23 protein-coding genes are annotated in these 22,748 nt (G+C 60.3%); 7 read left to right on the top strand and 16 right to left on the bottom strand.

What is annotated here, in order from left to right; genetic code table 11:
* Positions 1-36 precede the first annotated feature (36 nt).
* From J0I64_RS11485 to aspS, 5 genes are all read right to left on the bottom strand, one after another.
* On the bottom strand, positions 37-1,008 hold the full coding sequence (locus tag J0I64_RS11485) for a ribose-phosphate pyrophosphokinase (protein WP_291408264.1): 972 nt from the start codon (positions 1,006-1,008) through the stop codon (positions 37-39).
* Between the two features lie 59 nt (positions 1,009-1,067).
* Positions 1,068-1,358 carry a Dabb family protein gene (locus J0I64_RS11480; protein ID WP_291408262.1) on the bottom strand — a complete coding sequence of 97 codons (291 nt, stop codon included), beginning with the start codon at positions 1,356-1,358 and terminating at the stop codon, positions 1,068-1,070.
* Positions 1,355-3,640: an NADP-dependent malic enzyme gene (locus tag J0I64_RS11475; RefSeq protein ID WP_291408260.1), complete on the bottom strand. Its 2,286-nt coding sequence runs from the start codon at positions 3,638-3,640 to the stop codon at positions 1,355-1,357. Before J0I64_RS11475 ends, J0I64_RS11480 begins: the two co-directional genes overlap by 4 nt.
* Before the next feature lie 127 nt (positions 3,641-3,767).
* Positions 3,768-5,378 carry an EAL domain-containing protein gene (locus J0I64_RS11470; RefSeq protein WP_291408258.1) on the bottom strand — a complete coding sequence of 537 codons (1,611 nt, stop codon included), beginning with the start codon at positions 5,376-5,378 and terminating at the stop codon, positions 3,768-3,770.
* A gap of 143 nt (positions 5,379-5,521) precedes the next feature.
* Positions 5,522-7,312 (bottom strand): aspartate--tRNA ligase, encoded by a 1,791-nt coding sequence (gene aspS / locus J0I64_RS11465; RefSeq protein WP_291408255.1) that lies wholly within the window; start codon positions 7,310-7,312, stop codon positions 5,522-5,524.
* Between the two features lie 171 nt (positions 7,313-7,483).
* On the opposite strand from aspS, the gene rnd reads away from it, so the two are divergent.
* A complete protein-coding gene (rnd, locus tag J0I64_RS11460) occupies positions 7,484-8,653 on the top strand; it encodes a ribonuclease D (RefSeq protein ID WP_291408253.1) in 1,170 nt (389 codons plus the stop codon).
* Between the two features lie 3 nt (positions 8,654-8,656).
* Here the strand turns inward: rnd and J0I64_RS11455 are convergent, their stop codons facing one another.
* From J0I64_RS11455 to J0I64_RS11440, 4 genes are read right to left on the bottom strand one after another with little or no spacing between them, the layout of a single operon-like run.
* Positions 8,657-10,192, bottom strand: a complete 1,536-nt coding sequence (locus J0I64_RS11455) for a Ppx/GppA phosphatase family protein (RefSeq protein ID WP_291408251.1) — start codon at positions 10,190-10,192, stop codon at positions 8,657-8,659.
* A 2-nt stretch (positions 10,193-10,194) separates the two neighbouring features.
* Positions 10,195-12,357: an RNA degradosome polyphosphate kinase gene (locus tag J0I64_RS11450; RefSeq protein WP_291408249.1), complete on the bottom strand. Its 2,163-nt coding sequence runs from the start codon at positions 12,355-12,357 to the stop codon at positions 10,195-10,197.
* Positions 12,354-13,094: a hypothetical protein gene (locus J0I64_RS11445; RefSeq protein WP_291408247.1), complete on the bottom strand. Its 741-nt coding sequence runs from the start codon at positions 13,092-13,094 to the stop codon at positions 12,354-12,356. The genes J0I64_RS11450 and J0I64_RS11445 overlap by 4 nt, the downstream gene beginning before the upstream one ends.
* The gene (locus J0I64_RS11440) at positions 13,063-14,154 is read right to left on the bottom strand and encodes an AI-2E family transporter (protein WP_291408245.1); all 1,092 of its coding nucleotides are present in this window, start codon (positions 14,152-14,154) and stop codon (positions 13,063-13,065) included. The genes J0I64_RS11445 and J0I64_RS11440 overlap by 32 nt, the downstream gene beginning before the upstream one ends.
* A gap of 236 nt (positions 14,155-14,390) precedes the next feature.
* Here J0I64_RS11440 and purM point away from each other — a divergent pair, with 236 nt between their 5' ends.
* Both purM and purN read left to right on the top strand, forming a co-directional pair.
* Positions 14,391-15,467 (top strand): phosphoribosylformylglycinamidine cyclo-ligase, encoded by a 1,077-nt coding sequence (purM, locus tag J0I64_RS11435; protein ID WP_291408244.1) that lies wholly within the window; start codon positions 14,391-14,393, stop codon positions 15,465-15,467.
* The gene (gene purN / locus J0I64_RS11430; protein WP_291408242.1) at positions 15,464-16,048 is read left to right on the top strand and encodes a phosphoribosylglycinamide formyltransferase; all 585 of its coding nucleotides are present in this window, start codon (positions 15,464-15,466) and stop codon (positions 16,046-16,048) included. The genes purM and purN overlap by 4 nt, the downstream gene beginning before the upstream one ends.
* Here purN and J0I64_RS11425 read toward each other — a convergent pair.
* From J0I64_RS11425 to J0I64_RS11415, 3 genes are all read right to left on the bottom strand, one after another.
* On the bottom strand, positions 16,045-16,536 hold the full coding sequence (locus J0I64_RS11425) for a hypothetical protein (protein ID WP_291408241.1): 492 nt from the start codon (positions 16,534-16,536) through the stop codon (positions 16,045-16,047). The two genes, purN and J0I64_RS11425, sit on opposite strands and share 4 nt — an antisense overlap.
* Positions 16,537-16,632: 96 nt before the next feature.
* Positions 16,633-17,211: a TetR/AcrR family transcriptional regulator gene (locus tag J0I64_RS11420; protein WP_291408238.1), complete on the bottom strand. Its 579-nt coding sequence runs from the start codon at positions 17,209-17,211 to the stop codon at positions 16,633-16,635.
* Positions 17,212-17,242: 31 nt separating this feature from the next.
* A complete protein-coding gene (locus J0I64_RS11415; protein ID WP_291408236.1) occupies positions 17,243-17,863 on the bottom strand; it encodes a nucleotidyltransferase family protein in 621 nt (206 codons plus the stop codon).
* Positions 17,864-18,029: 166 nt separating this feature from the next.
* Here J0I64_RS11415 and J0I64_RS11410 point away from each other — a divergent pair, with 166 nt between their 5' ends.
* The 3 genes from J0I64_RS11410 to J0I64_RS11400 are packed head-to-tail and all read left to right on the top strand — an operon-like array spanning position 18,030 to position 19,367.
* Positions 18,030-18,920, top strand: a complete 891-nt coding sequence (locus tag J0I64_RS11410) for a DMT family transporter (protein WP_291408234.1) — start codon at positions 18,030-18,032, stop codon at positions 18,918-18,920.
* Between the two features lie 48 nt (positions 18,921-18,968).
* A complete protein-coding gene (locus J0I64_RS11405) occupies positions 18,969-19,178 on the top strand; it encodes a hypothetical protein (RefSeq protein ID WP_291408232.1) in 210 nt (69 codons plus the stop codon).
* A complete protein-coding gene (locus J0I64_RS11400) occupies positions 19,179-19,367 on the top strand; it encodes a hypothetical protein (RefSeq protein WP_291408230.1) in 189 nt (62 codons plus the stop codon).
* An 8-nt stretch (positions 19,368-19,375) separates the two neighbouring features.
* Here the strand turns inward: J0I64_RS11400 and gatB are convergent, their stop codons facing one another.
* From gatB to J0I64_RS11380, 4 genes are all read right to left on the bottom strand, one after another.
* A complete protein-coding gene (gatB, locus tag J0I64_RS11395; RefSeq protein WP_291408228.1) occupies positions 19,376-20,875 on the bottom strand; it encodes an Asp-tRNA(Asn)/Glu-tRNA(Gln) amidotransferase subunit GatB in 1,500 nt (499 codons plus the stop codon).
* A gap of 12 nt (positions 20,876-20,887) precedes the next feature.
* Positions 20,888-21,373, bottom strand: a complete 486-nt coding sequence (locus tag J0I64_RS11390) for a GNAT family N-acetyltransferase (protein ID WP_291408227.1) — start codon at positions 21,371-21,373, stop codon at positions 20,888-20,890.
* Entirely contained in the window at positions 21,370-21,825 is a 456-nt protein-coding gene (locus J0I64_RS11385; RefSeq protein WP_291408225.1) for an N-acetyltransferase, read from the bottom strand. The genes J0I64_RS11390 and J0I64_RS11385 overlap by 4 nt, the downstream gene beginning before the upstream one ends.
* Positions 21,826-21,931: 106 nt before the next feature.
* The gene (locus tag J0I64_RS11380) at positions 21,932-22,249 is read right to left on the bottom strand and encodes a chorismate mutase (protein WP_291408223.1); all 318 of its coding nucleotides are present in this window, start codon (positions 22,247-22,249) and stop codon (positions 21,932-21,934) included.
* Between the two features lie 260 nt (positions 22,250-22,509).
* On the opposite strand from J0I64_RS11380, the gene J0I64_RS11375 reads away from it, so the two are divergent.
* On the top strand, positions 22,510-22,748 hold a 239-nt coding region (locus tag J0I64_RS11375), incomplete at its 3' end, for a YjhX family toxin (RefSeq protein ID WP_291408221.1).

Below are 22,748 nucleotides of genomic sequence, written 5' to 3'. Positions count from 1 at the left end.
GCCCACGAAGGGTTTAATGCACGGTTAGCTATTCGCCTATTCGGCAGCCGCACGCTCGGGACGCACACTTTCTTCGAACAGCGCGCTGACCGACTCGCCGCTATTGATGCGCCGCATCGCTTCCGCCAAGGCCGGAGCGACCGACAAGACCGTGAGTTTGTCATGAGGCTGGCGGGCCGCGTTAGGCAGGGTATTGGTGCAGACGATCTCCACCACGTCCGGCTCTGCGGCAAGACGCACCACTGCATCGCCACCGAAAATGCCGTGCGTGCATGCGACGCGCACCGACCGAGCGCCGTTGGCGCGTAGATGTTTGAGCAGCTCGACAATTGACCCGCCGCTGGCCACTTCATCGTCCAGAACAATCACATCGCGCCCGCGCACCTCGCCGATGATGGCAGAGATCCGCACTTCGGTGTCTGTGACCCGTTCCTTGGCGCCGGCAGCCACAGGCGTGCCGAGACTGCGAGCGAACGCGGCGGCGGTTTTGGCATTACCGAGATCCGGAGACACCACAACTGTGTTGCTGAGGTCGAAGCGCCGGAAGTGCGCCGCCAGCTCGTGCAATGCATGCAAATGGTCGACAGGAACGCTGAAGAAGCCATGCACCTGCGGCGAATGCAGCGTCATGGTCAGCACCCGGTCAGCGCCGGCGGTTTTCAGCAGATCGGCAACGAGGCGACCACCGATAGAAATGCGCGGCGCATCCTTCTTGTCGGAGCGCGCATAAGAATAGTGCGGGATGACCGCCGTAATCCGCGCCGCCGAAGCACCTCGGGCCGCGTCAAGCATCAGCAGCAGTTCCATCAGGTGCTCTTGAACCGGCGCGGTGAGCGTCTGGACCAGGAACACATCCTGCTCGCGGCAATTGGCCTGCAATTGCACTTCGATACAGTCATTTGAGAAGCGTTTGATCCGCGTCGGATTGAGCGGGACACCTAGGTCTTCGCAAATCTCCCTCGCCAATTCGGGATGCGCGCTGCCACTGAACACAGCAATCTGGTTCATGAGGACTTCCTTGGCTATTGGCGAGTGATGTATGCGGCAGCTCTTAGCACCTGCTGGTGTCAAAGCGCAACGTAATCAATCTCCTGGAATGCAGAGACTTCCGGCACCCAGCGATCGCGCACGAAGGCAACGTGATCGGGGTGCACATTGTAGCCGTCGTAGGCTGCCTGATCGGCGAATTCCATCGAGAACCCAAAGGCGTAGTTCGCCTTTGGGCTCGTCTGGCGCAGGCGCTCAAACTTCTGCACGCCCGGAATGCGCTCCAACATCAGAGCATCGCTCAAGAAAGCGGTTTCCGCATCCGAACCGGCGGCATGCTTGAGAGTGAACGCAACGGTGTGTCGGATCATTCGCCGGCCCCGACGGCTTCGTTCGCGGCAATCGCCGCCATGTTGACGATGCCGCGGCTGGTCACGGACGGGGCAAGGATATGCGCGGGTGCGCGTGTACCCATGAGGATCGGCCCGACGGCAAGCGCATTGTTCATTTCCTTGAGCAAGGTCATGGACAGGTTTGCCGCGTCGAGATCGGGGAAGATCAGAAGGTTGGCTTCGCCCTTCAGTGCGGTTTCTGGCACATAGCGGTCACGCAGCGCCTCATTGAGAGCCAGGTCACCCTGCATTTCACCCTCAACGATCAGATCCGGCGCGGCGGCTTTGAGCTTGGCGTAGACCTCCCGCATCTTGAAGGCGCTCTCGCCATCGCGCGAACCGAAGTTCGAATAGCTGAGCAGCGCCATTCGAGCTTCGATATTGAAGCGCTTGAGGTGATTGCGTGCCTGGAGAGCAATGCTGACCAATTCGTCCGCCGACGGATTTTGCGTTACGTAGGTGTCAGCAAGGAAGAATGCGCCGCGCGGCATGATCAGCATGGACAGCGCGGAGACGTCGCTGACGCCGTCCTGCAGGCCAATGATCGAGCGAATGTCACGAACATGCTTGATGTAGCGCCCCTGGAGGCCACAGATCAGACCATCGGCCTCGCCGCGCTTCACAGCCAGGGCGCCAATCACAGTGGTGTTGGTGCGGACGATGGTGCGAGCCGTGTCCGGGGTCACGCCGTTCCGGCCCACCAGCGAGTGGAACAGGTTAACATAGTCGCGGTAGCGCGGATCGTCTTCGGGATTGATTACCTCGAAATCGCGACCCGGCTGGATGCTGAGGCCAAAGCGCTCGATGCGCGCCTCGATGACGGCGGGACGGCCGATCAGGATCGGGCGAGCAATACGCTCTTCGAGCAACACCTGAGTGGCGCGCAATACGCGTTCGTCTTCGCCATCGGCAAAGGCAAGGCGCTTATTCTGCCCCTGCGCGCGATCGATGATCGGCTTCATCACGAGGCCGGAACGGAAAACAAAGCGATTGAGCTGGTCCTGATATGCATCCCAATCAGCAATCGGCCGCTTGGCGACGCCGGAAGCCATCGCGGCACGCGCCACTGCCGGCGCGATGCGCAGGATCAGACGCTGATCGAATGGGTTGGGAATGATGTGATCTGGACCGAACACCGCTGGAGAACTCGACTGCGACACTTCCAGGCCGGGCTCATGCGCCAGCTTGGCAATGGCACGCACGGCCGCAAGCTTCATTTCCTCGTTGATGGTCGTCGCGTGCACGTCGAGCGCCCCCCGGAAGATGAAGGGGAAGCAGAGAACGTTGTTGACCTGGTTCGGATAGTCCGAGCGCCCGGTGCAGACCATAGCATCGGGACGAATGGCCTTGGCCACTTCCGGCATGATTTCAGGGTAAGGATTGGCCAGGGCAAGGATGAGCGGCTTGGGGGCCATCTTTTCCAGCATTTCTGGCTTCAGGGCCCCTGCTGCGGAAAGACCCAGAAAAACGTCGGCGCCTTCGATCACGTCGGCAAGCGTCGTCGCGTCGCTCACGCGTCGGAACTGTCCGCGCCACTTGTCATTGACGTCGTTGCGCTTATGCGTGACGAGGCCGTCCTTGTCGGCGACCCAAATGTTCTCATGCTTCGCGCCCAGGGCAACCAGCACGTTCAGACAGGCAATGGCCGCGGCCCCTGCCCCGGAGGTACAAATCTTGACCTCCTCGATTTTCTTGCCGGTCAGTTCAAGCCCATTGAGCACCGCCGCACCAACGATGATGGCAGTGCCATGCTGGTCGTCATGGAAGACCGGAATGGGCATCCGCTCACGCAGCGCCTCTTCGATCTCGAAACAATCCGGTGCCCGGATATCTTCAAGATTGATGCCACCAAAGGTTGGCCAAAGCGGCGCTACGGCGTCGACGAATTTCTTCGGCTCGATCTCATCGACTTCGAGATCGAACACGTCAATGCCGGCAAACTTCTTGAAAAGAACCGCCTTGCCTTCCATCACCGGCTTGGACGCCAGCGCGCCGATATTGCCGAGACCCAACACCGCGGTGCCGTTGGAAATCACAGCCACGAGGTTCTGGCGCGACGTATAGCGCGCAACGGCCTCAGGCGTTTCGACGATCTCTTCGCACGGCGCAGCCACACCTGGCGAATAGGCAAGTGCGAGGTCCCGCTGGTTGCCAAGCGGCTTGATCGGCTGGATTTCCAACTTGCCGGGCTTGGGGAACTCATGGAAGTGGAGAGCCGCTTCGCGAAGAACCTTGCGTTGTTCATTAGGATCGGTCGACACGCTTTCCTCCGGCACAGCTTAGATGGCGACGTACCTGCCACCAAATAGCGACGAAAGAAAGAGGCGTTAGGTCCTGATGGGGCGAAGAATGTTCGACATTGCCATAGGCAATTCGTCGGATACTCTCCTAGGCGGCGTCCGTAACGATTTCAGACTCATCAGAGAGGTCCGAATAGCTCGCCGGCGCAGAAAGCAAAGCCAGCGCAAGTTCCTTGAACGCTCCAACCTTGAGGGCCGGCGCAAAGATGTAGCCCTGTGCCTGAACGACGCCACGCGAGCGCAGATAGATTGCCTGGGCTTCCGTTTCCACGCCTTCGGCGACGATCTCGCAGCCGAGGTCCTTGGCCATGGCGATGAGACCATCAAGCACCGGAACTTGAGTCGTGCCCGGCTTGATCATGTCGACGAAGATGCGGTCGATCTTGATCACGTCGACACCCAGCGTCGCGATGTAGGCGAGGTTTGAGTGGCCAGTACCGGCGTCATCCATGGCGATGCGCGAACCGAGGGCATGAAGACCAGAAATAACGCTGTTCACGGCCAGCGAGTTTTCAAGCGGACGACGTTCGGTAATTTCGAAGACGAGCTGGTCATAGGAAATCGGCGAGTTTCCGAAGATGGCCTGCACGTCGTCGACGATGCCGACGTCGCGGAAATGACCCTCGAAGAGATTGATCGATATCTTGAGGCCCGGCGTCCTCTGCGATAGCTCGCCAAGATCATAACGAACCTGCTGCATGAGCGAGAGCGTCATGGGGATCGCCATGCCCGATGCTTCGGCATAGTCGATGAACACCCCCGGCGGCACGATCTCGCCATTGGGCTTTTCCCAGCGGCAGAGGACCTCGCAGCCCACAAGCCCACCCGTGCGCAGGTTGATGACTGGCTGGTAGTACGGCTTGATCTCGTTACGGCCGATAGCACGCTCAAGGTCGAACGACGGAACGCGAGAGCGGCGGGCATACCGGAGCGTGAGCAGCAACAAGCCGGCACTGATCGCACAGGCCAAAATTGTGAAGAGAACGTCAAGGTCGGCATAGCCGGCGCGCGCCACCGAGAACGGCAGCATATAGCGAACCTTGATCGGCAACTCGCCTGCAAAGCTTTGTACGGCCAGGTAGTCGCTTCGTCCGCCCTGACGATCGAAGTCTAGCGGCGCGCCAATTGCCAGAACCGGAAGACCGCTCGTGAGCGCAATATCGAGCATCGCGCCGTCCGGCAGATTGTCGGCCAGCGACTGCTCTGTCGTTGCCATGAGCGGCACGAAGGCAGAGATGCGGCGAACGCCGCCGAGGGTCTGGGTGACCTTCATCGCCGGCATCGTCATTTCGGCGAACTTCACGATGCCGATGGTCTCGGTGAGGCCAGGAACCGGGAGCGATTCTGAGAGCGGCGAATGCGCAACATTGCGGCCGAACGCGTCACAATACTGAACCCCGTCCATGTTCTCGACGAGGATCTGCTTCACATTGTAGCTGTTTTCGATTGCCGTCTGAGCAATGCCCGTGAACGTCGGTGTGCAGAAGGACGGACTGTCGGCGATGACCTTGCGAAGCACTGAGACGGCATTGCTTGCATTGTAGTTGATCTCGGCACTTAGTGCGTCGATCCGCGCCTGCAGCGAGCCAACTTCCTTATTCCGCGCATAAGCATCAATCAGATAGTCGACCGAGACGATGGGAACAAATGCCAGCAGGGCGCCCAGCAACATAAGAACGTGCGAGAACTTCGCCTTCACCGACCAAATCCACTTCTATCAGCTCTATCCCATTGGTAACGCTGCGATGTTAAAGACCCGTTAACCAGGATATTACCCGACGGTGGAAACGAAAAAGGCGGGCCTTGCGGCCCGCCTATTGAAGAAAAGTCGTAGTCCCGAAATCAGCTCTGGACGTTGAGACGAATGCTGAGTTCACGCAACTGCTTGTTGTCGGCCGGGCTCGGCGCGCCCATCAGCAGGTCTTCGGCCTGCTGGTTCATCGGGAAGGCCGTGATCTCGCGTAGGTTCGCAACGCCGCAGAGCAGCATCACGATGCGGTCGATACCGAAGGCGGCGCCACCATGCGGCGGAGCGCCATACTGGAAGGCACGATAGAGGCCGCCAAACTGCTCTTCGACTTCCGCACGTGACTTGCCGGTCAACTCAAACGCCTTGACCATGGTCTCGGGTTCCTGGTTACGAATCGACCCGGAGGCGATTTCGTAGCCATTGCAGACCGCGTCATACTGATAGGCCTTGAGCGACAGCGGCTCACCCGAGTTCAGCGCCTCAAGACCGCCCTGCGGCATCGAGAACGGGTTGTGCGCGAAGTCGATACGCTTTTCTTCTTCGCTCCATTCGTAGAACGGGAAGTCGACGATCCAACACAACGCGAACTGCTCGGTATCCACCACGCCAAGATCGGTACCGACCTTAGTGCGGGCTTCCCCGGCGAACTTGTAGAACTTCTCTGGGCGACCAGCGACGAAGAACACGGCATCGCCGTCTGCAAGACCGAACTGTGCCTTGATGGCGGCCGTGCGCTCTTCGCCGATATTCTTGGCGATCGGGCCGGAACCAGCACCATCCTTGAAGAAGATATAGCCAAGGCCCGGCTGGCCTTCGCCCTGTGCCCAGGCGTTCATGCGGTCGCAGAAGGCGCGGCCGATAGGCTCGGCGCCGGCCTTGTTCTTGGCTGGAATCGCCCAGACTTCGACCTTCGGGTCTGCTTCGATCTGGTTGGCGAAAACCTTGAATCCCGAACCAGCGAAGTGCTGGGTGACGGCGTCGATTTCGATCGGGTTGCGCAGGTCCGGCTTGTCCGAGCCATACTTGCGGATTGCCGTGTCATAGGGAATACGCGGCCAGCTCTTGGTGACGCGCTTGCCGTCGGCAAACTTCTCGAAAACATTGGTGATCACCGGCTCGACGGTGTTCCACACGTCTTCCTGGGTCACAAAGCTCATTTCGAGGTCGAGCTGATAGAATTCGCCCGGCAGGCGGTCAGCGCGCGGGTCTTCGTCGCGGAAGCACGGAGCCACCTGGAAGTAGCGGTCAAAGCCAGCAACCATGAGGAGCTGCTTATACTGTTGCGGTGCCTGCGGAAGGGCGAAGAACTTACCGGGGTGGATACGGCTCGGCACGAGGAAGTCTCGCGCGCCTTCCGGCGACGAGGCCGTCAGAATCGGTGTCGAGAATTCGGTAAAGCCAGCGTCACCCATTCCGGCGCGCATAGACGAAATGATCTTCGTGCGCTTGAGAATGTTGGCGTGTAGCTTTTCACGACGCAGATCGAGGAAGCGATACCGCAGGCGCACGTCCTCTGGGTAGTCCTGATCGCCGAAGACCGGCAGCGGCAGTTCCTTGGCAACCGAGAGCGTCTCGATTTCGCGGATGAAAATTTCGATCGCGCCGGTAGCGATGTTGGTGTTTACGGCGGCCGCGTCGCGCAGCTTCACTTCGCCGTCGATACGCAGCACCCATTCCGAGCGAACCTTTTCTGCATCGGCGAAAGCCGCGGAATCAGGGTCGATCACGCACTGGGTGATGCCGTAGTTGTCGCGAAGGTCAATGAACAGCAGGCCGCCGTGGTCGCGGATTCGGTGGACCCAGCCGGAGAGGCGCACATTATTGCCGGCATCGTTCGCCGTGAGAGCGCCACAGGTGTGGGTACGGTAGCGATGTGTCGTCATTTTCTTTTCCGAAAAAGTGCAAAAAGGGCCGGATTCGTGGGCGGGAAAAGCGCATGGAGCACCCTGATTGTCAAGCTCCCGGCCTTTCCTTGCCCATGGCGGAAATCCGAGGTGGAGCAATCTCTCCGCACCTGCTAGGAACGATAGTGACTATTTTGAGACGGTATTCATATGGACCTGATTGTTTCCACAGAGGCGCTCTCGGCATTTTGCGAGCGCGCGGCCCAGTTCGATTTCGTGACGGTGGACACTGAATTTCTCCGCGAAACCACCTATTGGCCTCGCCTCTGTCTCATTCAGGTCGCCACCGACGATGAGGCCGTACTCATCGATCCGTTGGCGGATCACCTCGACCTAAAACCCTTCTTTGCGCTGCTGGCCAATCCATCGGTCACCAAAGTGTTTCACGCCGCTCGTCAAGACATTGAAATCTTTGTCAAACTGACCGGCGCAGTGCCCCACAATATCTTCGATACCCAGATTGCGGCCAGCGTGTGCGGCTTTGGAGATAGCGCGTCCTATGACAGCCTGGTGCGCGCCATCTGCAAGGTCGAGCTCGACAAGTCCTCGCGCTTCACGGATTGGTCCGCGCGACCACTCTCCGAAAAGCAGCGCCTCTATGCGCTCGCGGACGTAACCTACCTGCGCGACATTTATCGCGAACTTCGCAAGCAGGTCGAACAGACTCGCCGCTGGGACTGGGTCGAAGACGAGCTCACCGTTCTGCGCAGCATCGACACCTATGTCGTCCAGCCCGAAGAGGCTTGGGAACGGCTGAAAATGAAGATCAACCGCCCGCGCGATCTCGCCGCCCTGAAGGTGCTGGCCGAGTGGCGCGAGCGCAAGGCGCAGACCACCGACCAACCGCGTAGCCGGGTCTTCAAGGACGACGCGCTGTTTGACCTGGCCGTGCAGCGCCCCCTGACGCCCGACGCTTTCGACAAGTTGCGTGCCGTGCCGCGGGGGTTTGGCAGAAGCTCGGCGGCAGCTGAGATCATCGAGCTTTTGAAGGGCGTTGAGGCTCTGCAGAAGTCAGACCTCCCTGCCCTGCCAGAGCGCTATCGCGGCCCCTCTCCCAAGGGTGCCGTCGGCGACCTCATTCGCGTCCTGTTGAAGTCGATCGCCGAGCAACACGGCGTGGCCGCCCGCATCCTTGCCACCTCGGACGATATCGACGCGCTCGTTCTTGACGACGACGCTGATGTACCTGCCCTGAAAGGCTGGCGCCGCAAGCTTTTTGGTGAAAAGGCGCTGGCGATCAAGCACGGCCGCATTGGTCTCGCTGCAACGCGCAAAGGCGTCGTGGAATTCGCCGTCAACCAACCCGAAGCGGCTGAGTAAATCTCAGCCGACTTCTACCCGTGCTTCCTTGTGTTCGGCAAAGTTCGCGAACTGGCTCAAACGGTTGCGAAGATGCTCGCCATCGAGGAAGGCGAAGTCCGCCGGCAGCTGCAGTACGAGCACATTGCCATCGAGCCGAAACCGGATTCGCGGCAAGATTCCGGGCATCGCTGCGGTCATGGGATAGGCGACGCGGAACAGCGTGCCGATCAGGCGGCCCCGGCGGATCATCTCGGGAGTAGCCAGCGGGATCAGCGTATTCGCTGACTTGCTCTTCACCCCGTCGTAACGGACCGAAATAGCGTGAGCCAGCACGGCGCGACCTGCATGGTCCACGCCGGTCAGGGAGCCATAGGCCACCGAGTCGACGCTTTGCGGACCACGGTAATCCGGATGGGCGCGCCAGCCGACATCGGCGAGCAGGCAGGCCACCTTTCGCAGCCGCGCTTCCTCGGCGCTCTCAACCGTGCCCGTAGCGGCGAAATACTGTGCAGTAAATTCGATCAGGTCAGTGGCGTGTGCCGGCGATCGCGAACGAAGAATGGCGAGTTCTTCCGCCCCCTGAACCAGCGGGTCAATGGCCTGCTCGGCTTCCGACAGAAGGCCATGCAGATAACCCTCACGGACACCAAGCGCCGAGAACACAACACTGTCGAACTTACCGGCACGGAGCACTTCGCCGAGGACAGCAGCGCCAAATGGCACCAGCTCGCGCCGGGAATTGCTGGCGCTGTTCGATCCCGGATAAGTCTTGAGCGACTCGGCGCCAATGATTTCGTCACAAACTGCGATCATCTCCGCCGCAGGAACCACATAGTCCTGCACCATATGCAGGGGGTAGTTCCGCAACTCCAGATGAAGTTTTGCAAGAGATCGCCAGGTACCGCCAATTGCAGCGAACTGACCACCAGGCTCTATATCGGCCAGCAGTGACTGCTTGAGCTTGTCGCGAACGAGCGCCGCGGCCTTCTTCGGCGAGCCATCAGCATCGTCCTGCAGCCGGATAACGCCTAGCTCGTGGGACTGCCCATTGGCATCACGGCCTCCGGTAATCACCGACAGCTCCAGGCTGCCCCCGCCGAGGTCGCCAACAACACCTGAAAATCCGGGAATACCGGCCACGACGCCGAGGGCAGCGAAATGCGCTTCTTCCTCGCCAGAGAGGACGCGGACTGGCACGTCGATTATCGCTTCGACCGCATCCACGAACTCCTGCCGGTTCGCGGCTTCGCGCACGGCGGAGGTTGCGAGGACATGCACCGTTCCCACCCGCATCATTCGGGCCACCATGGCGAACCGCTTGATGGCGTCGAGGGCCTTTTCGACGTTCGCGTCGGCCAGCCGTCCGCTCTGGGCAATGCCGCGGCCGAGGGCACAGGCTGATTTCTCATTGTAGAGCGGGGTCAACGAACGCGCGTGGCGTTCGTAGACCACCAGACGAACCGAGTTCGAACCGATATCAAGGACGGCGACCGGCTGGGCACCTTTGATACGACCTTGGGCCGTAGGATCGGCGTCGACGCCCCAGAATTGTGTCAAACTCAGCCCTCGTCGTCTCCAATCCCGGCGCTGCCGCGTCCAGACAGCGACGGATTGGTCATGAAATAGTCATGGGCGTTGAAGGGTTCCGCCCCCTCTGCAACCCGCAGCCGATGGGAACTACCATCGGGCAAGACTTCCCAACTTTGCTGATTGTCCTTCAAATAGGCAACCATGATCCTGTCCAGAATCTGCTTGTGCACGGTTCTGTTGAGGATCGGCACCATAACTTCCACGCGCCCGTCGAGGTTCCGTCCCATCAAATCAGCGGACGAAATATAGACCAGTGCGCGCTGCGACGGCATGGTCTCGCCATTGCCGAAACAGTAGATGCGGCTATGCTCGAGGAAACGTCCGACGACGGACTTTACCCGGATATTGTCGGAAAACCCCGGAATGCCCGGACGCAGGCAGCAGATGCCGCGGACAATGAGGTCAACCTTCACGCCCGCCTGGCTTGCGTCATAAAGCGCATCGATCACCTGTGGATCGACGAGCGAGTTCATCTTGAGAAGGATCGATGCCGGCTGGCCGTTGCGCGCCAGCTCGATTTCGCGGGCGATATTGTCCACCAGCGTTTGGCGGAGGTTCACAGGCGAGACGGCAATGGTTTCAAGTTCCGTCGGGCGAGCGTAACCCGTGATGAAGTTGAAAACGCGCGCCACGTCGCGGGTGATCGCCGGATCGATCGTGAAGTAGCTGAGATCAGTATAAATCTTGGCGGTAATCGGGTGATAGTTGCCCGTGCCGATGTGGCAATAGCTGACGAGCTTGCCCTTTTCGCGCCGCACCACCTGGCTGAGTTTCGCGTGGGTCTTGAGTTCGATGAACCCAAACACGACCTGCGCGCCGGCTCGCTCGAGATCGCGAGCCCAACGAATGTTGGCCTCTTCATCGAAGCGCGCCTTGAGCTCGACAAGGCAAGTCACCGACTTGCCGGCCTCGGCCGCCATGACCAGCGCCTTGACGATCGGGCTATCCGATGAAGTACGGTACAGCGTCTGCTTGATTGCCACGACGTCGGGATCGCGCGCAGCCTGCATCAGAAACTGCGCGACGACGTCAAAGCTCTCGAACGGATGGTGGACGAGGATATCCTTCGCCCGAATGGCAGCAAAACTGTCACCATTGTAGTCGCGAATACGCTCGGGGAAGCGGGCGATATAGGGCGTGAACTTCAGGTCCGGCCGCTCGACATCGCAAATCTTGCGCGCGTCGGCGAGACCGAGGAACCCCTGAACCTCAAATACGTCGGCGTCCTTGATGCCCATCTGCTCGCCGATCTGACGCTGCAAGGCACGCGGCATGGACCGTTCGATTTCGAGACGGATCACCTGCCCGCGACGACGCTGGCGCAGCGCGGATTCGAACTCCACCACCAGGTCGGCAGCTTCATCGTCGATTTCGATTTCGCTGTCTCGAATGATACGGAACGCGCCCGACCCGACCACTTCGTGGCCCGGGAACATCTTATGGAAGAACAGCTTCACCAGCGTGTCGATGGTCACGACTTCCGTGCGCCCTTCCGACACGAGTTCGGCAGGGAGGTTGATGAAGCGGTCAAGGTTGCCAGGAATGCGCACGAGCGCCGTAAGAGGCTGGTCGCTATCGGGGCGGCGCAGCTCGAATGCAAGCGCAAGTCCAAGGTTCGGAATAAACGGGAACGGGTGCGCAGGATCGACCGCGATAGGGGTCAGGACCGGGAAAATCTCTTCCCTGAACAGCTTCTGCAGATACGCGACCTGCTCCTCACTGAGATCGTTAGACTCGTGAATGACCACGTTCTGCGCGAACAACTCCTCGCGCAGTGTCTCCCAATGGTCCTGCTGATCGCGCTGCAAATGCTGCGCGAGAGTCCCGATTTCCTCAAGCTGCTCGGCCGGCGTCAGGCCGTCTGAACTTTGCTTGGTCAGTCCCGCGCGAATCTGCCCTTTGAGGCCAGCCACCCGCACCATGTAGAACTCATCGAGGTTATTGGCCGAGATCGAGACGAAACGAAGTCGCTCGAGCAGCGGATGGGCTACGTTGCCAGCCTCTTCGAGCACGCGCATGTTGAACTGTAGCCAGCTCACCTCGCGATTCACGAACCGCGCCGGGCTGGTCCGCAACGCCACGACATCCGGCCCAGCGCCTTCCGCCTCGGTGATCTCGCTCATGTCGTTCATTGCTCGAAGTCCCACTCCTCTTGGCCGCCACTGTCACGCTCCGCCTCCCGGAGCGCCAGGGCCTCAGCTGCAATCGTTCGGGTAATGGCCGTTCCCCTGGAAAGGGCCAGCCGATCCATGCGGTCTGCCAGAACCGCCACTTCCTCGGGGCTGCGCTCCATACGCGCCACGAGATAGTGGATGATTTTCGGGTCGACCTTGATCTGGCGATCGCCGAAAAGTTTGGCGAACATGTGTGACAGTTCTATGTCGTCACTGACCTCTAGACGAAAAGCCGGAGCTCTCCGCACACGGGATCGTACGTCGTCTGTCACGAGAGGCCAGTTGGAAATATCCTCGCGGGCCGTCAGCAAGAGCGTCCGGTTGCCACGCATGGCTTGGTTCAGCAGATGGAAAAGGCTCGGCTCGTCATAACCGAGCCGATCGACATCCTCGACCACCAATGGCCCGCGGGCATCCGCCTCCGCAATCTCGGCAACCGTCTCTGGTGTCACCATCGCAGCGTGACTGCGATCAGCGAAAATCCGCGCCAAGTGCGATTTACCCGAAGCAGCCGGGCCGATAAGAACCGTCACGGCATCGGGCCAATGTGGCCACGCAACTATACGGCTGTGCGCAAGAGCATTGCCCTCGCCCACCAGGAAATCGTCGGCGGCGTGGGACGGCACATGCTCGAATTCAAGCGGCAGCTGCCGCAATTTGCCGTCACGCTGAGGGATTGCCACCCTGGCCACCATGGGTTGATCCAAGATAGAGGCTGCTGCCCTTGTACTTGCGGATGCCATAGCGCACCAGCACGCCGCCGATTGCCGCCAGCGGCACAGCCAGCAGCAGCCCGACAAAACCAAACAGCGCGCCAAAGGCCAGTAGTGCGAACATCAGCCAGACGGGGTTGATGTTTATCGAGCCGCCGACGAGTTTGGGATACAGCACGTTGCCCTCGATGAACTGCCAGCCCATGAAGATGGCAAAGACCAGCGCGATCATCCACCAGTTGGGCCAGAACTGCACGGTCGCAATGCCCATGGAAAGTGCGAAGCCGACGCCAAAGCCGACATAGGGGATGAAGCTGAGGAGGCCCGCAATGAGGCCCACGGCGAGCCCGAAATTGAGGCCTACCAGGGACAGCGCCACCGCATAGAAGGCAGCGTCGATCAGCAGCACGCCACCCTGCCCTCTGATCACGCCAGCCATAGAGCTGTCGATGTCCCGAAGAATGCCGAGAATCTCAGCGCGATAGCGTCGAGGCAGCAGGTCATGTACGCCGCGCACCATGCTTTCCCAGTCGAGTAGAAGGTAGAACGCAACGACGGGGGTGAAAATCGCAAAGCCGATGACGCTAATCAGGGTCAAGCCGGACGCAAGGATTTCCGAGGTCACGACGCCAGCGAAGCCGACCACCTGGCCAAGAATGTCCGACACGCTACGCTCAACCTGGGCGGCTCGCTCGGGGCCAAGCCACTGGTTGAGCTCCGGCGCCCAGCGCCGCACCAGCGCCTCGAGGTCGGACGCGTAACCAGGCAGGCGCTGAACGAGCCCCACAACCTGCGTCACGACCATTGGCACGAGCATCACGAAGACGCTGATGACGAGCGCTACGACGCTCAAAAGTACCACGGCCGTGGCCCAGCCGCGGTTGAATCGCCACTTCTGCAATTGGCTGACAAGCGGATTGAGCAGATAAGCTAGTGCTGCGCCCACGACAAACGGCAGAAGAATGCCGCGGAATATCCAGAGGGCAAGGATCAGAAAGAAGAAGAAACCGATCCAGATCAGCACTTGATTTCTAAGGTTCATGGTGCCGGCCGGCCCTTGCGTCTGACTATCCAAGAAGCTATCAGGCCCTAAAGCGAATTTGGCAGCAAGTGTTGATCACCCAATGCTGACGAAAACGCCAGAAAAACAAAGACCTGGAGCATTCAGCGATTCGAGGATCGCGTGAAAAGCTCTAGCGGCCAGCACCGTTAAGTTCAACCAGACCGGGTCTCGGCAGCGAAAGCGTTACCGATATCCCCAGCAATGGCTCTAGGCTCATGTCCGACACGCAAAACCTGCCATCAAACGGCCTGTCATACAAGCAGGCTGGTGTTGATATCGATGCTGGCAACGCCCTGGTCGAGGCTATCAAGCCCGCCGTACGTTCGACCCGGCGCCCTGGCGCTGATGGCGAAATCGGCGGCTTTGGCGGGCTCTTCGATCTGAAAGCCGCAGGCTTCAAGGACCCCGTTCTGGTCGCCGCCAATGACGGTGTCGGCACCAAGCTCAAGATCGCCATCGACACCGGCAAGCATGACACCATCGGCCAGGATCTGGTCGCCATGTGCGTCAACGACCTCGTGGTTCAAGGCGCCGAGCCGCTGTTCTTCCTCGACTATTTCGCCACCGGTAAGCTCGACGTTGCGCAGGGGACCGCCATCGTCGAAGGCATCGCGCATGGCTGCCGCCTCGCGGGCTGCGCCCTGATCGGGGGTGAAACCGCCGAAATGCCGGGCATGTACCACGGCAACGACTATGACCTTGCAGGCTTCGCAGTTGGCGCCGCCGAGCGAGATGCCCTGCTTCCGCGCAAGGACATCGCGGCCGGCGACACTCTCGTCGCCATTGCCTCGTCGGGCGTTCATTCCAACGGCTACTCGCTAGTTCGCAAGATTGTCGAGCTTTCAGGTATCGAGTGGAGCGCAGACGCTCCCTTCGCACCGGGCAAGACACTCGCCGAAGCCCTGCTTGAACCCACGCGCATCTACGTCAAGTCGCTCCTTGCCGCCCTCAAGGCAGGCATCGGCATCAAGGCGCTAGCCCACATTACCGGCGGCGGCTTCATCGACAATATTCCGCGCGTCCTGCCCGACGATCTCGCCGCAGATGTCGATCTTGATGCGGTCACCGTTCCCGCTGTCTTTGGATGGTTGGCCAAGGTCGGCGGCATGAGCGAGCGTGAAATGCTGCGCACCTTCAACTGTGGCGTTGGCATGCTGGTCGCCGTAACCCCCGAAGATGCAGAAAAGCTCGTGGAGGCGCTGACAGCCTCGGGCGAAACGGCTGCCATCGTTGGTCAGTTGACCCTTCGCACCGGCGAACCCGTGACTTTCCGCGGAAAGCTCGCCCTGTGAGCCGCAAGAAGGTCGGCGTACTTATCTCCGGCCGCGGCTCAAACATGTCCGCGCTGATCGAAGCAAGCAAGAATCCGGACTATCCGGCGGAAATTGTTGGCGTTCTCTCCAACAAGGCGGCGGCACCCGGTCTTCTGGCGGCCCAGGAAAACGGCATCGCCACGACCTCGTTGGCCCAGAGCAAGTTTCCCAGCAGGGAAATGTTCGAGGACACGATGACTCTCGTGCTTGAAAGCTGGGAGGTGGACTATGTATGCCTCGCCGGCTTCATGCGTATCTTGGGAGAGGATTTCGTCCTCCGCTGGCAGGGCCGGATGATCAACATCCACCCGTCCCTCCTGCCCGCTTACAAAGGCCTTGATACGCACACCCGCGTAATCGCCGATGGCGGCACTGAACACGGCTGCAGCGTCCATTTCGTCACGCCAGGCCTCGATGAAGGCCCCGTGATCCTCCAGGCCCGCGTGCCAGTGCTTCCGGGCGATACGCCTGAGACACTGAGCGCCCGTGTGCTGGTCGAAGAGCACAAGATCTATCCTAAGGCTCTGGCAATGCTCACCCGCGGAGAAGTCTCGCTTTAAGTGGCGCCCCTCGCCCGGCCTTCGCGCCGGAGCACGACGCTCTGCACGATCAGCCCAACGACGAAGGCCAACAGCAGCGCTGTATGGGCCCCCAGCACAATGGGCGAACTCACGCTCGACGCAAGCGGCGCCCCATCAGGCACCCGCGTCAGCGTTTCTGTGACTGTCGGCACCAACAGCAGCAGGACGCTGAAGCTGAGACTGATGGTTTCGATGTAGCGCCGCATGCGACCTAAAAAGGTCACGCGGTGAACGCCGTAGCCTACGGCGATCACGATCAGCGTCACGCCGCCAATGACATAGCTCACCGGCTGTTTCGCCACCAGAAACGCCGTGGCGCCCCCCAAGACCATCGAAGCCAAATAGATCGCGCCCGGGATCGACCGCGGCACTATGCGGCCATGCCGCACCAGCATATAGGCGGCCGTACCGAGTGCCGGCAGGCTACCAAGCGTGTGAACCCAACCAATGGGAGAAATACCGAACATTTCTAGTCCTTCATATCGGATGGCGCACTGAGCGCCGTTATATATCTACTAGTTGGTAGGCATCTCCAACAGGGATCGACGCGCGCGCCCCCGTACCTACCTGACGAAGCGTTCCACAAGAGGGCGAACGATCATTTCGAATACTGCAGCATCCCCATGGGCGCGGCTCGAAAGCATGGCTCCATGGACAGTGGCCACAAAAACTTCCGCTTCGATCTCGGGCGCATGCACCATCTGCAGGCCTCCCTGCTCAATGCCCTCCCGGAGCACGCTCGCCACCCACCTAGCCAGTGTCCGAAAATGCGCCCGCACCTCCGCCGCCACCTCTTCAGGCAGGGCCGGCATCTGGCTGGCCAGCAAAGCGCAAACGCAAAACGGCTCCGAGCCCGAAGCAATGCAGGTCTGCCAATAGCCGGTGTAGGCCCTCAGTCTTTCCGCTGGATCGGCAATGGCCTGATCCATTTGCCTGAGCCCTTCTACAGCCTCCCGGCGATACTGCTCCACCAAAACCCGAACCAGTTGCGCCTTGGTTGGAAAGTGGTGGTGTATGCTTGCCTTGCGGATGCCGACGACACTGGAGATATCCGCATAGCTAAACCCGTCATATCCGCCCGACAGAATAAGCGGTCGGGCTTGGCGGATGATTTCTTCGGCAGTGCTCGAAAGGTCGGTCATGCAATATACCTACCTTCTAGTAGGTTGATCGTCAATCGCCAATCTCATCCGGCCAGGGGGCGAACTGCAGTTCCGGCCAAAGCTGCATGGCGCGTACCGCTTTGGCCTCATGCGTTGCTCGGTTGGGCAGCGCTGGGTTCGGCGTCAGCCGGAAGGAAAAGAGGTCATCGATACCGAACGGGGCGAAAATCGCGATCTCGCCCCGGTCCAGCCTGGCAGCGACTGCGTGCGTCTTGGTTGCAAAATACAACAGCATATCGACGCTGCAGGTTAGCTCTGGATAGGCCAGCCCAAACTTATCAGGAAACCAGAGGTGCACTCGCGCCTGGTTGCGCACCTCAACGGGAATTGCGCTGCCTGCGAAACGCGCCTGCACGTGCTGGATGATGCGATCCTCGGCGAGATAGCTTCGATCACTGGGGTCGAAATAGGCAATGTCGGCATCATTGATGCCATAGTGGCTCGGACGGCCGGTCAACGCGTTCCAGACAGTGTTGTAGACCACGCCGGAGGCGACCAGCGCATCTGGCAACGCCAGCTCCTCAAGGCCATGTAAAAGGCCCATGAGAAAAGAATCGGCCAGGATAATCTCAATCAGAGCCCGCCGCTGCGCCTCACTCCCGGCGCCGGAATATTTCAGATGATCGCCCATGCCGCCTCCTGTCGTAGCAAGGCAGGAGATTCTGCTGACAGGCCCTGTCAGCAATCAGGAGGCGTCTGAGCCATCACTTCAATTGATATGACTCATCGTCAAAATCGGTTCGACCTTTGTTCTCTGCAGGCGTACTTTCCGGCCCATTCAAGAAAAGGCATAAAAAATGAGTCTGCGTGACTGGTTCTGGATCATTCTCCTCGGCGCAATCTGGGGCTGCTCATTTGTCTTCAACGCCATCCTGATCCGCGAAATCGGCCCCCTCTGGGTCACCTCGCTTAGGGTCAGTATCGGCGCTCTGGGCTGCTGGGTCGTCATGCTGGCGCTGCGCAAGTCGGTGCCGCGCGATCCCAAGCTCTGGCTGCAACTTGCCGGCCTCGGCATCGTCGCCTATGCGATCCCCTTTGCGCTCTTCCCTCTCGCCCAGGCTCATCTCGCCAGCGGCATCGCTGCCATCATCAATGCCCTTACCCCAATGGTGACTGCGCTGATCTCCCACGTCTGGGTCGGCGGCGAAAGGGCCTCTCCCACGAAGTTCACGGGCGTCGGCATCGGCTTCCTTGGCGCTGTCATCCTTGTGTCCCCCGCTCTTGCCGGCGGCGGCTCATCGCAGCTCTGGGCAATTGCGGCGTGCCTCGGTGCGACGGTGTGCTACGCCCTGACGCTCAATATCACGCGCAGCTTCAAACACGTGGAGCCGACCGCTCTTGCTTCTATCGCCCTCACGGGTGCGGCCGTGGTTTCGATCCCGGTTGCCTTCTTCGCCGAAGGCGCGCCGGTCATGACCCGGCCTGAAACCTACGGGGCAGCACTGGCCATCGGCCTGCTGTCGACGGCTTTTACCTTCCAGGTCATGTATCGAATTCTGCCGCGCGTCGGCGCCACCAACTTCGCCACCACGACCTTCATCGCGCCCATCTCGGCGCTCATCATCGGCACGACGGTGCTCGGTGAAACCATCCTGCCCATTCAAATTCTGGGCATGTTCGTGATCTTCTTCGGCCTGCTGTTTATAGACGGCCGCATTCGCCAGATTTGGCGCCGCGCAACCGCGTAGTCCCGGGAACCTCCTGCCGGCTCTGCCGTTTGCTCGCAGGAGGTCATCATGCCCGAGCCAAGGCCCGACATCGACCCGCGCCCTATCCCCGAGATCATTCCGCAGCCGGAGCCGCCTCGGCCCCGTCCGGTGGAACCCTATCCCCCCGGCACCGAAGAAATCCCGCCGCCCGATCAACCGCTGGGCGATCCCGAGCCATTCCCGCAGCCGGAAATCCCGCCGTTTCCAGGCGATCAGCCTGGCCCAAGGGAGGTATGAATGCGCGATCCCCGCAAACACGAGCCCAAAGTCCCGCACAACCACCCGACCCCGGTGCCACCAATGCCGGTCAACCTGCCGATTGGCGACGCAGACAATCCCTACACGTCGCCGCTACGACATGATCAGGATACGGAAAAGCCCGACCCAGCGTTACCGCCGGAGCCGGGCCATGATATCAATCCGTAGCTGGAAGATTATTCGATCCCGAGCTTCTTCTTCATCAGGTCGTTGAGGGCCTGTGGGTTGGCCTTGCCGCCGGAAGCCTTCATGGCCTGGCCAACAAACCAGCCGATCATGGTCGGCTTGGCCAGCACCTTGGCAACCTGATCCGGATTCGCGGCGATAATTTCGTCCACGATCTTCTCGATGGCGCCCAGGTCGGTAACCTGCTTGAGGCCACGACGTTCGACGATTTCTGCCGGCACACCTTCGGGTTCTTCCGAGATCAGAATCTGCAGGACGTCCTTACCGCCCTTGGAGGAAATCGTGCCGCCAGCGATGAGGTCGACGAGGCCGGCGATCTGGGCCGGCTGCAGGTGCGTCTCCCAAACGGCGAGCCCCTGGCTATTGGCATAGGCCGCAACGTCGCCGTTGAGGATATTGGCTACGGCCTTGCCGTCGCGCTTGGAGCCGCCATCGGCCACGCAGGCCTCAAAGTAGTCCGCCGTTTCGCGATCGAGCGTCAGCACCATGGCGTCATAAGGCGTCACGCCATAGTCGCCGATGAAGCGGGCCTGCTTTTCGTCCGGCAGCTCCGGAAGGTTCTTGCCGAGCTCGGCGACGAAGGCATCGTCGAACTCAAGCGGCAGCAAATCGGGATCGGGGAAATAGCGATAGTCGTGCGCCTCTTCCTTCGAGCGCATTGAGCGCGTTTCGCCGTTCTTGGGGTCGAAGAGACGCGTTTCCTGATCGATCGAACCACCATCTTCCAGAATGTCGATCTGGCGACGCGCTTCATATTCGATCGCCTGGCCGGCAAAGCGGATAGAGTTGACGTTCTTGATTTCGCAACGCGTGCCGAATTCACCGCCGGGGCGGCGCACAGATACGTTGACGTCGGCGCGCATGGAGCCCTGCTCCATATTGCCATCGCAGGTGCCGAGGTAGCGCAGGATGGTGCGCAGCTTCGAAAGATAGGCCTTGGCCTCTTCCGACGAACGCAGATCCGGCTTCGAGACGATCTCCATCAGCGCCACGCCCGACCGGTTGAGGTCGACATAGCTCATGTTCGGATGCTGGTCGTGAATCGACTTACCTGCGTCCTGCTCGAGATGCAGGCGCTCGATACCGATCTCGATCTGCTCGCCATCGACGTCGAGCAGAACCTTGCCCTCGCCAACGATCGGATCCTTGAACTGGGAAATCTGATAGCCCTGAGGCAAGTCCGGATAGAAATAGTTCTTTCGATCGAACACCGAACGCTTGTTGATCTTGGCCTTCAAGCCAAGGCCGGTACGCACCGCCTGACGGACGCACTCTTCGTTGATCGTCGGCAGCATGCCGGGCATGGCCGCGTCCACAAAGCTGACATTGGCGTTGGGCGGATTGCCGAAGGCCGTCGAGGACCCCGAAAAGAGTTTCGACTCGCTCGTGACTTGCGCGTGCACTTCCATGCCGATGATCACTTCCCAATCACCGGTCGAACCGGAAATGAGGCGCTTCTTGTCAGGGGTGCGGGTGTCGACGAGGGTCATACGTGGGCGGTCCTATGCAGCTGCCGGAAGCATTTTCCGGAAGCGTATCTTGTCCAAGTCATAATTCAGGCTGGCAGTGAATTTCATACCGCGCCAGACAGGCTCATAGCCCAGTCGCGAATAGAAGCGCACTGCCCCGGCATTGCCGGCATAGGTCTCAAGCTCTGCGTGGCCGAAACCCTCTATGGCGATAGCCTCTTCCAAAGCCGCAAGCAAGGCCGCTCCTACACCCCTGCCCTGTGCCGCGGGCGCCACCCACAAATCTGAAATGGTTTGATCCGAAGTCTCACGCGCGCCCCAGCCCAGATATTCGCGCCCAGCGACGGCAAGAATGATCGTTTCCGGCTTCTCCGTGCAAAACTGGACAAACTCGCGCCGCAGCTTTTCAGCATCCGTTCTGCCGGCATCATTCATGCCGAAGGCGCTGTTCTTCCACGCCTCAAAGCCGATCTCGCCTAATCGCGCAGCGTCCGCTACCTCAGCCTGGCGTAGGATCACTCGACGTCCCCGGAATATGGATGCAGCATCTTTTCCAGATGCACGCTCATAAGCGCCTCGTGGGCACCACGGCCCGCGCTGCGCAGCGCCAGAATTTGATAACCCTGCCGCTCGTAAAAGCGCACTGCCCGGACGTTGTCCGCTGGCGTTTCCAATTGCACCTTGCTGGCCCCCTGCAACTCCATCACCGTTTCCATACGATTGAGGAGTCGCGCACCAATGCCATTGCCCTGCATATCGGGCATCACGAAGAGGTAGGGAATATAGTTGCGCCGCAAAGCGCGGCAGCACCAGCCCACCACAATACCGTTGATCGTCGCAACGATGGCATTGGGCCAGTTCATACCCGCGGCCTGAGACAGCCGCGCCCGCTCGATTTCACGCAACCCCGGCCGCGCGTCGAGCAGCGGTCGAATGCCGGTGTCCCAAGCGGAGAAGGCGATATCGGCCATACGGGCGGCGTCGGATATCTCGGCCTTCCGAATCTCGATCATTGCCATCGCCGCCTCCCGTCACTGCTCGGTTACGCGACTGCCGGATTCCTCAGCCGCAGATGGCCTATCGTGCCCGGCGACGAGCAGCGATGATGCCTTTTTCGTAGTTCACGTTCCAGTCGATGAGCGTGCGCCAGATAAGTTCGGCCTGATCTTCGTCCAATTCAAGGTCGACGCTGCGCGAGCGCACCCTGTTGATGATCGTCTCAATGCGCGCCGGGTCATAGGCCTCATGCGGATCAGTCTTGATCTCAGCCATTCGCGTCACATAGCGGTGGCGCTCAGCGAGCAAGGCGAGCAGTTGCTGGTCGATGCGGTCGATTTCGGCCCGCACATCATCCTTGCTTTCACATTCGACGGGCAGTTTGGTGGCGGCGGTCACTATCGGTCCTCAGGGCTATGGTCTGTTGCTGGTTTGCACCGGCACGCCTGTGATTTCAACCGCCGAACGCCAAATTCTGGACGGCCCCAGCTCCTGGGGCTAAAGAGGGCACATGTCTAGCCAGTTTGAGATTGCTTGAGTCCCCGTCCACTCGCGACGGGGCAGAATGAACCACCCGCCCGCTGAGCGCGACGCCAGCGGCTGGGTCTGTTTGTTCGCGGCTGTACAAAGCCCAGCCGCTGCTAGGCACCTCAAGACAAATGAACGTTTCCCGACACGAACGCCGAGTTCTCGGCGTGCTGGCCCTTGGCGGCCGGATTTGCCTCATCCGTGACGACGAAGGCAAGACCATCGACATCGAATGCTACACCCGCGAAGGCTGGGTCATGACTGACTGCACCTTCGACATGTTCAAGAGCATGCGCTCCAAGAAGGTCATCTCCTCCGTACGCGGCGGCCCCTATCGCATTACTAAGCAGGGCCTCGAAACCCTGCGCGT

This window comes from Devosia sp., from assembly GCF_017307565.1.
GTDB lineage: Bacteria > Pseudomonadota > Alphaproteobacteria > Rhizobiales > Devosiaceae > Devosia.
The sequence above is the reverse complement of the archived record's forward strand: the minus strand, read 5'-3'. Positions and strand labels throughout refer to the sequence as shown.

Bases quoted from the DNA above. Each gene is read 5' to 3' on its own strand.
- J0I64_RS11485 (WP_291408264.1), bottom strand. From the start codon at position 1,008: ATGAACCAGATTGCTGTGTTCAGTGGCAGCGCGCATCCCGAATTGGCG.
- J0I64_RS11480 (WP_291408262.1), bottom strand. From the start codon at position 1,358: ATGATCCGACACACCGTTGCGTTCACTCTCAAGCATGCCGCCGGTTCG.
- aspS (WP_291408255.1), bottom strand. From the start codon at position 7,312: ATGACGACACATCGCTACCGTACCCACACCTGTGGCGCTCTCACGGCG.
- rnd (WP_291408253.1), top strand. From the start codon at position 7,484: ATGGACCTGATTGTTTCCACAGAGGCGCTCTCGGCATTTTGCGAGCGC.
- J0I64_RS11450 (WP_291408249.1), bottom strand. From the start codon at position 12,357: ATGAACGACATGAGCGAGATCACCGAGGCGGAAGGCGCTGGGCCGGAT.
- J0I64_RS11445 (WP_291408247.1), bottom strand. From the start codon at position 13,094: ATGGTGGCCAGGGTGGCAATCCCTCAGCGTGACGGCAAATTGCGGCAG.
- J0I64_RS11440 (WP_291408245.1), bottom strand. From the start codon at position 14,154: ATGAACCTTAGAAATCAAGTGCTGATCTGGATCGGTTTCTTCTTCTTT.
- purM (WP_291408244.1), top strand. From the start codon at position 14,391: ATGTCCGACACGCAAAACCTGCCATCAAACGGCCTGTCATACAAGCAG.
- J0I64_RS11425 (WP_291408241.1), bottom strand. From the start codon at position 16,536: ATGTTCGGTATTTCTCCCATTGGTTGGGTTCACACGCTTGGTAGCCTG.
- J0I64_RS11420 (WP_291408238.1), bottom strand. From the start codon at position 17,211: ATGACCGACCTTTCGAGCACTGCCGAAGAAATCATCCGCCAAGCCCGA.
- J0I64_RS11415 (WP_291408236.1), bottom strand. From the start codon at position 17,863: ATGGGCGATCATCTGAAATATTCCGGCGCCGGGAGTGAGGCGCAGCGG.
- J0I64_RS11410 (WP_291408234.1), top strand. From the start codon at position 18,030: ATGAGTCTGCGTGACTGGTTCTGGATCATTCTCCTCGGCGCAATCTGG.
- J0I64_RS11405 (WP_291408232.1), top strand. From the start codon at position 18,969: ATGCCCGAGCCAAGGCCCGACATCGACCCGCGCCCTATCCCCGAGATC.
- J0I64_RS11400 (WP_291408230.1), top strand. From the start codon at position 19,179: ATGCGCGATCCCCGCAAACACGAGCCCAAAGTCCCGCACAACCACCCG.
- gatB (WP_291408228.1), bottom strand. From the start codon at position 20,875: ATGACCCTCGTCGACACCCGCACCCCTGACAAGAAGCGCCTCATTTCC.
- J0I64_RS11385 (WP_291408225.1), bottom strand. From the start codon at position 21,825: ATGGCCGATATCGCCTTCTCCGCTTGGGACACCGGCATTCGACCGCTG.